The sequence below is a fragment of the Specibacter sp. NPDC057265 genome (assembly GCF_042668835.1).
Taxonomy (GTDB): Bacteria; Actinomycetota; Actinomycetes; order Actinomycetales; family Micrococcaceae; genus Specibacter.
The window spans coordinates 13,235-27,338 of sequence record NZ_JBHUYE010000018.1; the positions used below are offsets into that span (position 1 = coordinate 13,235).

13 protein-coding genes are annotated in these 14,104 nt (G+C 66.5%); 8 read left to right on the top strand and 5 right to left on the bottom strand.

Annotated elements, in window-relative coordinates; translation table 11 throughout:
- Positions 1-49: 49 nt before the first annotated feature.
- Positions 50-1,456, bottom strand: coding sequence for a glutamyl-tRNA reductase (locus ACFUCV_RS12065; RefSeq protein WP_380816063.1), 1,407 nt, complete (start codon positions 1,454-1,456; stop codon positions 50-52).
- Between the two features lie 187 nt (positions 1,457-1,643).
- Between ACFUCV_RS12065 and hemE the strand changes: the two genes are divergently transcribed.
- The 8 genes from hemE (at position 1,644) to hemL (ending at position 10,510) form a co-directional block, all read left to right on the top strand.
- Entirely contained in the window at positions 1,644-2,705 is a 1,062-nt protein-coding gene (gene hemE / locus ACFUCV_RS12070) for a uroporphyrinogen decarboxylase (protein ID WP_380815982.1), read from the top strand.
- A 124-nt stretch (positions 2,706-2,829) separates the two neighbouring features.
- The gene (gene hemG, locus ACFUCV_RS12075; protein ID WP_380815985.1) at positions 2,830-4,365 is read left to right on the top strand and encodes a protoporphyrinogen oxidase; all 1,536 of its coding nucleotides are present in this window, start codon (positions 2,830-2,832) and stop codon (positions 4,363-4,365) included.
- Between the two features lie 72 nt (positions 4,366-4,437).
- Positions 4,438-5,133, top strand: coding sequence for a hydrogen peroxide-dependent heme synthase (hemQ, locus tag ACFUCV_RS12080; RefSeq protein WP_380815987.1), 696 nt, complete (start codon positions 4,438-4,440; stop codon positions 5,131-5,133).
- Positions 5,130-6,308 carry a ferrochelatase gene (locus ACFUCV_RS12085; RefSeq protein ID WP_380815989.1) on the top strand — a complete coding sequence of 393 codons (1,179 nt, stop codon included), beginning with the start codon at positions 5,130-5,132 and terminating at the stop codon, positions 6,306-6,308. Before hemQ ends, ACFUCV_RS12085 begins: the two co-directional genes overlap by 4 nt.
- Positions 6,309-6,312: 4 nt before the next feature.
- On the top strand, positions 6,313-7,308 hold the full coding sequence (hemC, locus tag ACFUCV_RS12090; protein WP_380815991.1) for a hydroxymethylbilane synthase: 996 nt from the start codon (positions 6,313-6,315) through the stop codon (positions 7,306-7,308).
- Positions 7,305-8,201: a uroporphyrinogen-III synthase gene (locus tag ACFUCV_RS12095; protein WP_380815993.1), complete on the top strand. Its 897-nt coding sequence runs from the start codon at positions 7,305-7,307 to the stop codon at positions 8,199-8,201. Before hemC ends, ACFUCV_RS12095 begins: the two co-directional genes overlap by 4 nt.
- On the top strand, positions 8,198-9,175 hold the full coding sequence (gene hemB, locus ACFUCV_RS12100) for a porphobilinogen synthase (protein ID WP_380815996.1): 978 nt from the start codon (positions 8,198-8,200) through the stop codon (positions 9,173-9,175). The genes ACFUCV_RS12095 and hemB overlap by 4 nt, the downstream gene beginning before the upstream one ends.
- Positions 9,176-9,208: 33 nt before the next feature.
- Positions 9,209-10,510, top strand: coding sequence for a glutamate-1-semialdehyde 2,1-aminomutase (gene hemL, locus ACFUCV_RS12105; protein WP_380815999.1), 1,302 nt, complete (start codon positions 9,209-9,211; stop codon positions 10,508-10,510).
- A gap of 89 nt (positions 10,511-10,599) precedes the next feature.
- On the opposite strand, the gene ACFUCV_RS12110 is transcribed toward hemL, so the two are convergent.
- The 4 genes from ACFUCV_RS12110 to ACFUCV_RS12125 all read right to left on the bottom strand — a co-directional run bounded on the left by ACFUCV_RS12110 (position 10,600) and on the right by ACFUCV_RS12125 (position 14,093).
- Complete coding sequence (locus ACFUCV_RS12110) at positions 10,600-11,337, bottom strand: amino acid ABC transporter ATP-binding protein (RefSeq protein ID WP_380816003.1); 738 nt, start codon at positions 11,335-11,337, stop codon at positions 10,600-10,602.
- Positions 11,334-12,098, bottom strand: coding sequence for an amino acid ABC transporter permease (locus tag ACFUCV_RS12115; RefSeq protein WP_380816006.1), 765 nt, complete (start codon positions 12,096-12,098; stop codon positions 11,334-11,336). The genes ACFUCV_RS12110 and ACFUCV_RS12115 overlap by 4 nt, the downstream gene beginning before the upstream one ends.
- 3 nt (positions 12,099-12,101) lie before the next feature.
- Positions 12,102-13,034, bottom strand: a complete 933-nt coding sequence (locus ACFUCV_RS12120; RefSeq protein WP_380816008.1) for an ABC transporter substrate-binding protein — start codon at positions 13,032-13,034, stop codon at positions 12,102-12,104.
- Positions 13,035-13,397: 363 nt separating this feature from the next.
- The gene (locus tag ACFUCV_RS12125; RefSeq protein WP_380816010.1) at positions 13,398-14,093 is read right to left on the bottom strand and encodes a 3'-5' exonuclease; all 696 of its coding nucleotides are present in this window, start codon (positions 14,091-14,093) and stop codon (positions 13,398-13,400) included.
- Positions 14,094-14,104: the final 11 nt, after the last annotated feature.

Sequence of the window (14,104 nt, forward strand, 5' to 3'; positions counted from 1 at the left end):
CCCGTGGCCCGGCAGTGCGCCGGACGGGGATGGGCGAAAGCGGGGCGGCTTAGGCGCTTGCTGCGCCGTGGTGGGCGGCCTGGGCCGCGGATGCCGGTCCGGCCGGGGCGGCTGCGGCCACGGCCGAGCCAATGACCTCGGGGGAAACTTTCAGACCATACAGCACATCCAGCGCGGCCAGGTAGCTTTCCGTGTCCCCGGCTGCTGCCAGATCCTTGGCCCGGACCGTGGGTATGTGCAGCAACTGCTTGACCATGCGGCGCATGGCAAATTCCACCTCGGCGGTGGCGGCCGTGCAGCCGTGCTGTTTACGCACCTTGGCCAGCTCGTCATCCAACACGCTCATGGTGTGTTTGCGCAGGGCCACGATGGCGTGGTCCAGGGCCCGTGCATTCTGCGTCTGCTCAAATTTGGCGGTGGCCTCGGCCACCAGGGCGGCGGCTTCGGCAAGCGTGGATTCCTGTTCGGCCGGGGCCGCCTGGCGCACCGTTTCCAAGGTCAGCAGGTCCACGCCGGGCAACTCCGCAACGTCGGGTTCAAAGTCGTGGGTCAGGGCCAGGTCAATGGCCGTGAGCTGTCCGGAGCTTTCCTGGCGCATCGAGGCCAGCTCATCCCGGGTGATTTTGTGGTCGGAACCGCTGCAGCCCAACAACAGCGAGGCCTGGGCCACGGCCGCTGCCAGCGTGCCGTCATCCACTGCGGTGCCGCCGCGGGAGGCGGTGAAGGTTTCGGCCCGGCCGGAAGCCGAGTAGACAAAAATATTTGTACAGCCGCGTTGGGTCAGCTGGGCCATGGCGGCCCCGGCGTAGGCGCCAGTGCCAAACAGCACAGCCGTCTTGCCGGCCAGGGGACCGGGGCGTGCCGTGCCCGGCTGCGGCGCCCCGTGGGGGCCGGCCGTGACGGCAGGCTCGGGGGGTGCTTCCTGCAGCTCGGCTGCGAGGTCAAGGGCCACGGAGACAATGGACATGCCGCGGCGGCCCAGCGCTGTCTGTGCGCCCACGTCCTTGGCCGTTTTTGCCGCCGCCTGGAAGAGCCTGACCAGAGGAGGGGTGGTGACACCCTCCTCTTCAGCTGAACTGAGGGCCCGGCGCACCTGGCCGGCAATTTCACGCTCACCCACCACCGCGGAATCCAGCCCCGTGCTGACGGCAAACAAGTGGCGCGGCACTTCCGGGCCCACATGAGTGGCCAGGGCTGCGGATACTTCGGATTCGGCCAGGCCGGTGCGGGAGCTGATGGCGGCAACGATGCTGCTGCGGGCGGACTCCACATGATCCGCGCTGGGGGCCTGCGCATAGAGCTCGTAACGGTTGCAGGTGGCCAGCGTGACCAGCCCGGCGACGTCGTTGCCGCCCTGCGTGATGTCAGCACTGACCGCCGCTGCACCTGCGCTGAGGCGTGCAACGGTTTCTAGATCCAGGTCTGAGTGAGAGGCAACGAGTGAAAAGAGAACCACAATGGAACCATCGTAGTCCTCCAAACTGGGTGTTTGTTCACACGATGGGGAAAAGCGTCAGTAAACGGCTGTGAGAATGCTTACCCCCCAGCACCCCCGGCCGTGCCGTGCGGGAGCCGCTGCGCCGGCTCCCGCGCTGACAAGGTGTGCACAAGCAGCGTTCAGGGTGGCTGGGTATGGTGGTGCCATGACACTGAGCCCCAGCCACCCCCTCATGGATGGCCGTACGAGCAACTCTCCCTTGATCACCGCCTACCGCGGGGGAAAACCAAGCCGGCGCCCGGTGTGGTTCATGCGCCAGGCCGGGCGGTCCCTGCCCGAATACCGGGAACTCCGCACGGGCACCACCATGCTCGACTCCTGCCTCAAACCCGAGATGGCTGCTGAAATCACGCTCCAGCCCGTCCGCCGCCATGACGTTGATGCCGCAATCTTCTTTTCCGACATTGTGATCCCACTGAAACTGGCCGGTGTTGGGGTGGACATTGTCCCCGGGGTGGGCCCCGTGTTGGACAAGCCCATCAGGACAGCCGCCGACATTGCGGCCCTGCCCGAGCTCAGTGACGCGGCGCTGGAGCCCATCCGTCAGGCCGTGGCCTTGACGGTGGCCGAACTGGGCAGCACCCCCCTGATTGGATTCGCCGGCGCGCCCTTCACGGTGGCCGCCTACATGGTGGAAGGCAAGCCCTCCCGCGACCATTTGGGCCCGCGCACCATGATGCACGCCGAACCGGAGCTTTGGAAGCAGCTGATGAACTGGGCGGCCGACGCCTCGGGCAAGTTCCTGCGCGCCCAAATTGAGGCCGGGGCCAGTGCCGGCCAGCTCTTCGACTCCTGGGCGGGGTCGCTGGGACTTTCCGACTACACCCAGCACGTGGCGCCGGCGTCGGCCCGGGCCCTGGACCATGTCCGGGACCTGGGGGTGCCGCTGATCCACTTTGGCACCGGCACCAGCGAATTGTTGGGGGCCATGCACGACGTTGGTGTCGACGTCATGGGCGTTGACTACCGGCTGCCGCTCGATGTTGCCAACCGCAGGCTTGGCGGCACCGTTGCCTTGCAGGGCAACATTGATCCGGCCCTGCTCAGCGCGCCCTGGGAGGTGCTGGAAAGCCATGTCCGCGAGGTCCTGGCAGCTGGCGCCGCAGCGCCGTCGCACGTGGTGAACCTGGGCCACGGGGTGCCGCCGGAAACCGATCCCGCGGTTCTGACCCGCGTGGTTGAACTCATCCACTCGATCGCGCCCTAGGCCCCCCCTTGGCGCCGGCCCGCTGACGCAGTGCCGGCAGATTCAAGACCACAGAATTCTTCGCCACCGCGCCGAAGCTTGGACGCACGTGGCCAGACCAGCAGCAACAGCCGCAAGGGACACCATGGAAAACCGCAAAACCGCAGCCAAGGCCCACCGCCCCAAGACACACCCGGCACCGAACCATGCAGTGGTGGTGGGCGGCGGGATTTCAGCCTTGGTGGCGGCAAAGGAACTGCTGGCAGCCGGTTTCAACGTCAGCGTTTATGAAGCCTCGGGCACCTGGGGCGGGGCCGTGGCCAGCCACGAGGTGGCCGGCGTGGTGCTTGATTCGGGGGCGGAATCCTTCGCCACGCGCAACACCGCCGTGGCCGACCTCGCCACCGAGCTGGGGATGGCGGAGCAGATTGTGCTGCCCGATCCCGCCGGTGCCTCCATCTGGCTGCCCGAAGGCCCCATCCCGCTGCCGCGCACGGGGGTGCTGGGGATTCCGGCGGACCTCAATGCCCCGGAGGTCAAGGCGGCCTTGAGCGCGGCCGGCGTGCTGCGGGCGGCTTTGGATGCGAAAATGCCCGTGAACGTCGGCACCACCGAGGCCGTGTCCAGTGTGGCGGATCTGGTGCGTGCCCGGATGGGCAGGCGGGTCTTGGAACGTCTCGTGGCCCCGGTGGTGGCTGGCGTGCACTCGGCCGATCCGGAAGTGCTGGATGTGGACATGGTGGCGCCGGGACTGCGCGCGGGCATTCGTGAACATGGTTCGCTGGCCGCGGCCGTGGCAGCCCAGCGCGCCGGCGGCAGCAAGCCGGGGTCGGCCGTGGCCGGATTGGCCGGCGGCATGCACACCCTGGTGACAGCTCTCGTGGCGCAGCTGCGCGCCGCCGGGGTGCAGTTGCATGCCGGCCACCGCATCAAGGCCGTTTACCGCGGGGACGCCGCCGAGGCCGCGGACAGCACCAAGCCCCACTACGACGGAGGCGCGCCCCCGCGCTGGATCGTGGACTGGGAACACGGCACCGAACGCGGTTTTGACGGCGCAGCCATGCTGGTGGTGGCCACTGACGGGCCCACCGCCGTGAAACTGCTGGGGCAGGAAATTCCGGAGCTGGCACCCTTTGCCCCCGCGCCGGGGCCCGACATCCGCCTGGTCACGCTCGTGGTGGACGTGCCCGAGCTGGACTCTGCACCGCGCGGCACCGGGGTGCTGGTGGCCCCGGAGACACCGGGCATCACCGCCAAGGCGCTCACCCACGCCACCGCCAAGTGGCCCTGGCTGGCGGACTCCACGGGCCCGGGCACGCATGTGCTGCGGCTTTCCTATGGCCGTGCAGCCCGGAACCCGGCCGACGCCGTCCGTCTCACGCCCGCGACCTTCCGCGAGGAGGACCTCATTGCCACGGCCATTGCCGACGCCTCCACGCTGTTGGGGGTTCAGATGAGCGAGGCCGATCTGCTCGGTGCCGACGTCATCCGGTGGACGGGGACCCTGCCGTTCGCCGCCGTCGGACATCAGGCCAAGGTGGCCCAGGTCCAGGCCTTGGCCGGGGAGCAGCCCGGGCTGATGCTGGTGGGCGGCTGGGTCAGCGGAAACGGCCTGGCGGCCATTGTGGCCGGAACCCGGCGGATCGTGCGGGCGGCGGTGGATGCCAGCGCGCGGCTATGAGCTTCCCCACTTTCTACGCAATGTAGAGAATACTGATTTTAGTTTCCCCAACCTGAGGTGCACACTTAAAACATGAGCCACACAAGCGCAGAATCTGTCACTAAAACGCCCGGCGAGACCCCGTTCACGCTGTGGACGGTCTTCAAGCGCACTGGATCGTTCAGCGGTGGCGACGCCGCCCTTGCCGAGTTTGAAAAGCTGGTGGCCACCCTGGCCGCCGAAAGCATTTCCCTGCGCGGCAGCTATGACGTTTCGGGAATGCGCAACGACGCCGACATCATGGTCTGGCTGGTGGGCGCGGACGCTGAAGGGCTGCAAAAGGCTGTCCGCAGCATCCGCCGCACAGCGCTCTTTGCCGCCACCGAAATTGCCTGGTCGGCCATGGGAGTGCACCGCGAGGCGGAGTTCGCCAAATCCCACGCCCCGGCGTACATGGGCACCCACGGAGCCAAGGAATGGCTGTGCGTCTACCCGTTCGTGCGTTCCTACGAGTGGTACATTCTGCCCGCCGAGGACAGGTCCCGGATGCTGCGCGAACACGGCATGCTGGGCCGCGAATACCCGCAGGTCCAAGCCAACACCGTCTCCGCGTTCGCCTTGGGCGACTGGGAATGGTTGCTGGGTTTGGAAGCTGATAATCTCATTGACCTGGTGGACATGATGCGCACCCTGCGGTATTCGGATGCCCGTCTGCACGTCCGCGAGGAAGTTCCCTTCTACACGGGCCGCCGCGTGGCTGGTGCCGAGATTGCCGAGGTCCTGCGATGACTAGGCCCACAACCCCCAATGCCGTGGCTGCCCCCGCGCACTACGACGCAATCCTGCTCGCCTCCTTTGGCGGCCCGGAAGGCCAGGAGGACGTCATTCCCTTCCTGCGCAATGTCACCCGCGGCCGCGGCATCCCCGACGAGCGTCTGGAGGAGGTCAGCCACCACTACCGCAAAAACGGCGGCATCAGCCCCATCAACGCCCAGAACCGGGCCTTGAAGGCCGCCCTGGAGGCGGAGCTGGCAGCGCGGAACATTGACCTGCCCGTGCTGTGGGGCAACCGCAACTGGGACCCCTACATTCCCGCTGTGCTGCAGCAGGCGTACGACGCCGGCCACCGCCGCCTGCTGATGGTCACCACCAGTGCCTACTCCTGCTACTCCAGCTGCCGCCAGTACCGCGAGGACATTGGCATGGCGCTGACCGAGACGGGCCTGGACGGCAAGCTGGCGGTGGACAAGGTGCGCCAGTACTTTGACCACCCCGGATTCGTCACACCCTTCATCGAGGGCACGGCCGCATCCCTGGCCAAGGTGCGCGCAGAGCTGGCCGAAGCCGGCACGCCCGACGCCCCCGTGCACGTCATGTTCGCCACCCACTCCATCCCCACCCGCGATGCCGAAGCCGCCGGGCACTCCGAGAACGAACCGCGTGAATTTGCGGAGAACTCGGCCTATGTGGCGCAGCACCTGGCCGCCGCCGAAGCCGTCATGGCCGCCGTGGACCCGGCGCAGGAATGGTCACTGGTGTACCAGTCCCGCTCCGGCGCCCCGCATGTGCCGTGGCTGGAACCTGACATCAACGACGCCCTGGCTGAAAAGGCCGAAGCCGGCGTCAAGGCCGTGGTAGTGGTTCCTTTGGGATTCGTCAGCGACCACATGGAGGTCCTGTGGGACCTCGACACCGAGGCGGCTGAAACGTGCGCCGGGCTGGGCCTGGTCTTTGACCGCGCACCCACCCCCGGCACCCACCAAAAGTTCGTGTCCGGGCTGGTGGACATGATCTGCGAACGCACCGTGGAAAACCACATTGAGGCACGTCCGGCCATGACCGGGCTGGGCCCGTGGTTTGATGTCTGCAACCCGGGCTGCTGCGAGAACTTCCGTGGCAAAAAGCCCGCCATCTCCGAGGTGGGAAGCACCGTGGGCCTGGTGTCCGCCGGGGCGGAGGCCTGAGACCATGGCTGAAACGTTGACGGGTGTAAAAATTGGCACCCGCGGCAGCAAGCTGGCACTGACCCAAACGGGTCAGGTGACCGAGCAGCTGGTGGCCGTCAGCGGCCTGGCCGCCGACATTGTGCCCGTCAAGACCGACGGCGACGTCCTCACCGGGCCGCTGTCCCAAATGGGCGGCACGGGGGTTTTTGCCGCCGAACTGCGCGCGGCCGTGCTTGATGGCCGTGTGGACGTGGCAGTGCATTCACTCAAGGACCTGCCCACCGCCGCCGTACCCGGGCTGGCCTTGGCCGCCGTGCCCGTGCGCGCCGACGCCCGGGACGCCCTGTGCTCCCGCGACGGCCTGACCCTTGCCCAGCTGCCCCACGGGGCCAGCGTTGGCACGGGTTCCCCGCGCCGCGCCGCGCAGCTGCTCGCTGCGCGCAACGACCTGTTGATCGTGGACATCCGCGGCAATGTGGACACCCGCCTGGCGCGTGTTCCGGGCCTGCCCGGCAACGCCCTGGTGGATCCGGAACCCGGCAAGGCCGCCGACCTGGACGCCGTGGTGCTCGCGGCCTCGGGCCTGACCCGCATTGGCCGCCTGGACACCGTCACGGAGTTCCTGGCCACCGACGTCATGCTGCCGGCGCCCGGCCAGGGTGCCCTGGCCTTGGAATGCCGCACGGCCGACGCCGAATTGACGGGGGTTTTGGGCCAGTCCCTCTCCGCCATTGACGACCAGGACACGCGCCTGGCCGTCACGGCCGAACGGGCGCTTTTGGCCCGTTTGGAGGCCGGCTGCGCGGCACCCGTGGGCGCGCTGGGCCTCCGCAAAGGCTCCATGCTGTACCTGGAGGCCGTGGTGGTCTCGCTCGACGGTACCCGTTCCCTGCGCCTGAAAAAGGCCACCGACGCCCTGACGGTTGTGGGCGCCACGCTGCTCGGCATTGAATTGGCCGAGGAACTGCTGGCCGGCGGCGCCGGGGACTTTGCGGACTTGGCCGGCTCCTCGAAGTGAACGCTTCAGCGGCATTGGCGGGGGTGCGGGTGGCGCTCACGCGCAGCGCCGACCGTGCCGGCGCCCTCGCCGATGCCCTGGCAGCCGCAGGCGCCGAGCCCGTCCTGCTGCCCGTCATCGACTTTGAAGTGGCGGACAGCAACGCCCTGGGCGCAGCCATGGAACGCCTTGCGGCGGGGGAGTGCAACTGGCTGGTGTTCAGTTCCATCACCACCGTCCGTGCCCTGAAACAGTGGTGCGGGGGTGCCGGAACCACCCTCGCGGCCCTGATTCCGGCTGCAACGCGCGTGGCCACCATTGGCCCCACCTCCGTGGCCGCATTGGCAGCCGAGGGCATCACAGCCCAGCTGGCCCCGGTGCGCCAGCAGTCCGCTGCGGGACTGGTGGAGCTGTGGCCCGAGGCCCCTGGCACGGATGCCTCCGTGGGTAAAAAGGTGCTGCTGCCGCAGTCCGACCTGGCTGCGGACACCTTGGTGATGGGCCTGCGGGCCAAGGGCTGGCTGCCGGAGGCCGTTACGGCCTACCACACCGTGGATTATCCCGCCCGGCCGGAGCTCCGGCTCACCGCCACCTTGAACCAGGCCGCGCCGAACGGCGGAGCCAGCCACGAACAACTGACCCCGGAGCAGGCAAAGGCGGAGCTGGCCGCGGGGGCGCTGCACGCTGTCGTCCTCGCCTCAGGCAGCGCCGCACGCAGGGTGGCGGCCCTTTTTGCCCCGTTGCCCCCGGACTGCTTGGTCATTGCCATTGGCGGGCCCACCCACGCAGAGGCGCAGCGGCTGGGCCTGCGCGTGGCCGCCACCGCCGAACAGCCCACCCCCGCCGGCATTGTCGCGGCGCTGGCCCTGGCCCGCACCCCATTTCCCAACAAGCCACTTACGGAGTCGCCATGAGCTTTCCCCAGCACCGTCCGCGCCGCCTGCGCACCACACCCGCCATGCGCCGGCTGGTGGCCGAACATTCCCTGGCGCCCAAGGACCTGATCCTGCCGGTGTTCATCCGCGAGGACCTCACCGAGCCCAGGGCCATCACCTCCATGCCCGGCGTCTTCCAGCACACCACCGAGTCCCTGCTGGCCGCCGCGCGTGAAGCCGTGGAGCTGGGGCTCGGCGGCATCATGCTCTTTGGCATCCCCGCGCAGCGCGACGCCACGGGTTCCGCCGGCCTGGACCCCCAGGGCGTGTTGAACAAGGCCATTGCGGATGTGCGTGCGGCCGTGGGTGATTCCCTCGTGGTCATGAGCGACCTCTGCCTGGACGAGTTCACCGACCACGGCCACTGCGGCGTGCTCGACGCCGCCGGTCAGGTGGACAATGACGCCACCTTGGACATTTATGCCGACATGGCAGTGGCGCAGGCCAGGGCGGGTGCCCATGTGGTGGCGCCGTCGGGCATGATGGACGGCCAGGTAGCGGTGATCCGCGAGGCCCTGGACGCGGCGGGCTTCAGCTCCGTGTCCGTGCTGGCGTATGCCGCCAAGTACGCCTCGGCGTTCTACGGCCCGTTCCGCGAGGCCGTGGATTCCCAGCTGCAGGGGGACCGCAGGACCTACCAAATGGATCCCGGCAACCGCCGCGAAGCCCTGCTGGAAGTGGAAATGGACCTGGCCGAAGGCGCCGACATTGTCATGGTCAAGCCCGCCATGAGCTACCTGGACATTTTGGCCGATGTGGCGCAGATGTCCTCCGTTCCGGTGGCGGCCTACCAGATCTCCGGCGAGTACGCCATGATCGAGGCCGCGGCCGCCAATGGCTGGATTGACCGCCGGGCAGCCATCCAGGAGTCGGTGTTGAGCATCAAGCGCGCCGGCGCCACCATGATTTTGACCTACTGGGCGGCCGAGCTGGCCGGCTGGCTCCGCGACTGACCCCCGTCTTCACCTCCAACGCAAGGACCCACCATGACCAGTTCCCAGGAACTTTTTGACCGCGCCAAGACCCTCATGCCCGGCGGGGTGAACTCGCCCGTGCGTGCCTTTGGCTCCGTGGGCGGCACCCCGCGCTTCATGGTCAACGCCAAGGGCGCCTATTTGACCGACGCCGACGGCCGCGACTACGTGGACCTGGTCTGCTCCTGGGGTCCGGCGCTGCTGGGCCACGCCCACCCGGACGTGCTGGCCGCCGTGCATGCGGCCGTGGACCACGGGCTGAGCTTTGGCGCCTCCACCCCGGCCGAAAGCGAACTTGCCGCCCTGGTGCAGGGCCGCGTGTCCGGCGTCGAACGCCTGCGCATGGTCTCCACCGGCACCGAGGCCACCATGACGGCGGTGCGCCTGGCGCGCGGCTTCACCGGACGCGATTTGATCATCAAGTTCGCCGGCTGCTATCACGGGCACCTGGATTCGCTGCTGGCCGCCGCCGGTTCCGGACTGGCCACCTTGGCGCTGCCCGGATCCGCAGGTGTCACGGCAGCGACGGCCGCCGAGACGCTGGTGCTGCCCTACAACGACCTGGCCGCGGTGGAAACCGCCTTCGCCGCGCACGGGGACCGCATTGCCGCGGTCATCACCGAGGCGGCACCGGCCAACATGGGCGTGGTGACCCCGGGGGAGGGCTTCAACGCCGGGCTTTCCCGCATCACCGCAGCCCACGGGGCGCTGTTGATTGTGGATGAGGTTTTGACGGGCTTCCGCACCGGCCCGGCCGGCTACTGGGGCCTGACGGGCGCCGCCGAGGGCTGGACGCCTGACCTGTTCACCTTTGGCAAGGTCATTGGCGGCGGGCTGCCCACCGCCGCCCTGGGTGGACGCCGGGAGGTCATGGACCACCTCGCCCCGCTGGGGCCGGTCTACCAGGCGGGCACGCTCTCCGGAAACCCCGTGGCCATGGCCGCCGGCGTGGCCACCCTGACCGCCGCCACCGCGGAGGTCTACGCGACGGTGGATGCCCGCTCGCTGGAACTCTCCGCAGCCCTGTCCCAGGCACTTGCGGCCGAGGGTGTGGACCACTCCATCCAGCGTGCCGGAAGCCTGTTCTCGGTGGCCTTTGGCACCTCCGCCAACGGCGTGCACAACTACGCCGATGCGCAGGCCCAGGAAGCCTTCCGCTACGCGCCGTTCTTCCACTCCATGCTCGAATCCGGCGTGTACCTGCCCCCCAGCGTCTTTGAGGCGTGGTTCCTCTCCGCCGCGCATGACGACGCCGCCATGAACCGCATCTTTGCAGCGCTCCCGGCGGCAGCCAAGGCCGCCGCGGCAGCCTGAGGTTTTCCTGCGTACATCCGCCCAGGGGATGAAAAACGCCGCTGTGAACATTGGTTCACAGCGGCGTTTTTGCTGCACTGGGCAAAAGCCTAAAGGACGTCGGAGAGGAAGCCCTTCAAGCGGTCGGTCTTGGGATCGGTGAACAGTTCACCGGGCGGGCCGGTTTCCACCACCACGCCGGCATCCATGAAGGTCACGGTGTCGGAGACATTGCGGCAAAAGCCCATCTCGTGGGTAACCACCACCATCGTCATGCCGCCCTTGGACAGATCCGTCATAAGCGCCAGCACGCCCTTGACCAGCTCAGGGTCCAGGGCGCTGGTGGCCTCGTCAAAGAACATCACCTCCGGTTCCATGGCCAGCGCACGGGCAATGGCCACGCGCTGCTGCTGGCCGCCGGAAAGATTCCCGGGGCGGACATCGGCCTTGTGCTTCAGACCCACCAGATCCAGTTGTTCCAAGGCACGGGCGGTGGCCTGCTCCTTGGGCATTTTCCGCAGCTTGATCAGAGCCAGGGACACGTTCTGCAGCACTGTCTTGTGCGGGAACAAGTTGAACTGCTGAAACACCATGCCAATGCGCCGGCGCAGCTCGTCCGGGTTGTCCTGCAGGACCGACCGCCCGTCCAAGGTGATGTCACCCTGGTCCGGTTCGATCAAACGGTTCATGACGCGCAGCAGCGTGGATTTGCCGGAACCGGAGGGGCCGATGACCGAGGCGGTGGTGCCCTCGGGCACGTGCAGGTCAATGCCCCGCAGGACCTTGTTGGAACCGAAAGCCAAGTGGATGTTGCTGGCCGTCAGGGACCCTGAGTTGAATTCGCTCATGTTGTGGCGCCCTTTCCAATGACTGCTGCCGCTTCGTCGGGTTCGACCTTTTGGGCCCTGCCCTCACGCATGCGCTTGTCCATGAAGTTCACCACGTGGGTCAGTGGCACGGTGAGCAGCAGGTACAGCAGGCCGGCCGCCACCAGGGGTGAGAGATTGCCGGTGTTGGCGGCTGCATCGTTGCCAATGCGGAAAATCTCCCGCTGGCTGGCAAGCAGCCCCAGCAGGTAGATCAGGGAGGAATCCTTGATCAGCGAAATCAACTGGTTCACCAAGGCCGGCAGCACCCGCCTGATGCCCTGGGGGATCACTATCAAGGACATTGCCGAGCCATAGCTGAATCCCAGGGCGCGGGACGCCTCGAGCTGGCCCTTTTCGACGCTTTGAATGCCGGAGCGGAAAATCTCGCCAATGTAGGCCGCCGCCATCAGGGACAGTGCCAGGATGGCCAGGGGGAAGGGGTTGGTGCTTCCAGTCAGGGAACGAAACACCGGGCCCAGGCCCAAACCAATCAGGAGAATGGTCAAGATGGCCGGCAGGCCGCGGAAGACGTCCGTGTAGACCCTGGCAATCCAGCGCGGGATGGGGTTGCGGGAAATTCCCATCACGGCCAGAATCATGCCCAGCAAACAGCCAATGGCGCCTGAGGCAATGGCCAGGATCAGGGTGTTCGGCAATCCGACTGTAAGCATTTCGGGGACAACCGCCCACATTGCTTCCCAGTCAAAAAACGTTTTTGCAAGCTGCTCAAGAACATCCATAAATTAGGCCTTGGGAACCGTTACGGCCTTGGAACCCGGGGTCCAGTCCTCAGGCATGTCACGGGTGGGGTACCACTCCTTGGTCAGCGTGGACCAGGTGCCGTCGGCAATGACGGCGTCAAGGGCTGCGTTCAAGGCATCGGTAAGGGCCTTGTTTTCCGAGTTCACGGCATATGCGGTGAAGTTCTGGGTGTTGACAACCTCTTCGGCGATGACTGTGCCGTCGCCGTCCTTGACTTGCCCGGTGGCCTGCTGTGAAGGCGCAACCCAGGCGTCAACCTGGCCGTTCTTCAAGTTTGCGTAGGCGGTGTTGTAGTCCGCGAAGCGAACAGCTTCAAGGTTCAGGGTATTGGTGACATAGTCATCCTGCACGGTGCCCTGCACCACGGCAATGCGCGTCTTTTCGTTCAGATCGGCAAAGCCCTTGACTTCCGAATCGGTTTTGGCCACCACGGCCATGTAGCCAAAGTCGTAACCGTTGGTGAAGCCGACGTTCTCGCGGCGGGCGTCGGTGGTGGAGATCGAGGAGGATCCGACGTCGAACTGCTTGCTTTCCACCTGGGCCAGCAGGGCTGCAAAGTCGGTGGACTTGAATTCCACTTTAAGGTCAAGCTTCTCCGCCATGGCGCGCAGCAGCTCGTTGTCGTAGCCGGTGAAGACGCCGTCCTTGAGGAAAATGTTCGGCGGGGCGTCGGAGAGGGTGCCCACGCTGATGGTGCCGGGGGTGATCAAACCCAGCTCATCCTTGTTGATGGAGTCCAGGGCAACGACCTCGTCGGTGGTGTACTTGTCCAAGGAGGTCTGGTCGCTGCCGGCCAAGGCGTCCGTGGGGCCGTTGGAAGCGGTGTCACCGGAGCCGCCGCAGGCTGCAAGGGAGAACGCCAGGGCAACGGCGACCGGGACAGTGGTAATCCACTTCAGTGCTGATTTTTTCATCAAACTATCACTTTCATTGCAGGTGCCCCATCCGTCAAAGTGCCGCCGGGGAGGGAGTATATGTGGATGGAGCGCGGGAACTCCCAGGAGATTCCTAGCAGAACTCAACCAACGAAACTAAATTATGTCATCCGCATCAAAATCGTGTCCGATGTGAATAAATGCGGGCTGTTTCAAGCGTTTATCAACGAATAAAACGTAATATGCCTGCTTTGTTGATCCAGCAGCCCCGTCCGCGCGGGCATCACTGCATGACTGACGGTTGCAGCTGGGCCGCGGCACCCCTGTTCAGCCAGTGATTTATCCCACTTGACCGCCCGTTGAGGGGCCGTGCTGTGCCGTCAGGCCCGCCCTGCCCGATCGTCAGCTCCGCGGCGGCAGCACCGGCCAATCCCCTTCTACGACCGCCGCGGGGTCCTTGGTCCGACGCAAATATTCCTGAAAATCCGCTGCCTGTTCCCGGGCCCACTCCACCTGGGTGGCGTGCAATTCCGTGACATCCGCGCGCAGGGCGCTGTGCTTGGCGGCCAGCGCATCGGCGAGCCGCAGCGTGGCCTCCGCGTCGGCCGCGGAGGTGTGGGCGTCCATGAGATCAATCGCGTACTCCTCGCACAGGGCCACGAGCGTGCGGCTGCCTTTGCGGTACTTCTCCATTTTCTTATGGCAAATGAACGGGTCGATCACGGGAGCGGGCGTGATCTGCTCCAGTTGATGCCGCCTGGCCTCGTGGGCCAGCACCGTGAAGTCGTAGCTGGCATTGAAGGCAATCACGGGAATCCCGTGGGCAAAAAGCACAGCCAGCACGGCGGCAACCTCCGCTGCGACAACATCGGCAAACTGCCCGTTGGCCTGCGCATGCGCGGTGGTGATGCCGTGAATGGCTGCGGCCTCCTCCGGAATGTCCACCCCGGGATCGGCCAGCCATTCAAAGCGTTCCACCACGGTTCCGCCATGGTCAACGAGCACAATGGAAGCCGTCACGATCCGTGCCTCCCGCGGATCCTTGCCCGTGGTTTCCAAATCAAAGGCGGCACGGGGGTGCATGCTCCAGCTAGTCATGAACTCACGCT

Coding starts and splice junctions, on each gene's coding strand:
- hemE (WP_380815982.1), top strand. CDS start 1,644: ATGACACTGAGCCCCAGCCACCCCCTCATGGATGGCCGTACGAGCAAC.
- hemB (WP_380815996.1), top strand. CDS start 8,198: ATGAGCTTTCCCCAGCACCGTCCGCGCCGCCTGCGCACCACACCCGCC.
- ACFUCV_RS12115 (WP_380816006.1), bottom strand. CDS start 12,098: ATGGATGTTCTTGAGCAGCTTGCAAAAACGTTTTTTGACTGGGAAGCA.
- ACFUCV_RS12085 (WP_380815989.1), top strand. CDS start 5,130: ATGACTAGGCCCACAACCCCCAATGCCGTGGCTGCCCCCGCGCACTAC.
- hemG (WP_380815985.1), top strand. CDS start 2,830: ATGGAAAACCGCAAAACCGCAGCCAAGGCCCACCGCCCCAAGACACAC.
- ACFUCV_RS12125 (WP_380816010.1), bottom strand. CDS start 14,093: ATGACTAGCTGGAGCATGCACCCCCGTGCCGCCTTTGATTTGGAAACC.
- hemL (WP_380815999.1), top strand. CDS start 9,209: ATGACCAGTTCCCAGGAACTTTTTGACCGCGCCAAGACCCTCATGCCC.
- ACFUCV_RS12120 (WP_380816008.1), bottom strand. CDS start 13,034: ATGAAAAAATCAGCACTGAAGTGGATTACCACTGTCCCGGTCGCCGTT.
- hemC (WP_380815991.1), top strand. CDS start 6,313: ATGGCTGAAACGTTGACGGGTGTAAAAATTGGCACCCGCGGCAGCAAG.
- ACFUCV_RS12110 (WP_380816003.1), bottom strand. CDS start 11,337: ATGAGCGAATTCAACTCAGGGTCCCTGACGGCCAGCAACATCCACTTG.
- hemQ (WP_380815987.1), top strand. CDS start 4,438: ATGAGCCACACAAGCGCAGAATCTGTCACTAAAACGCCCGGCGAGACC.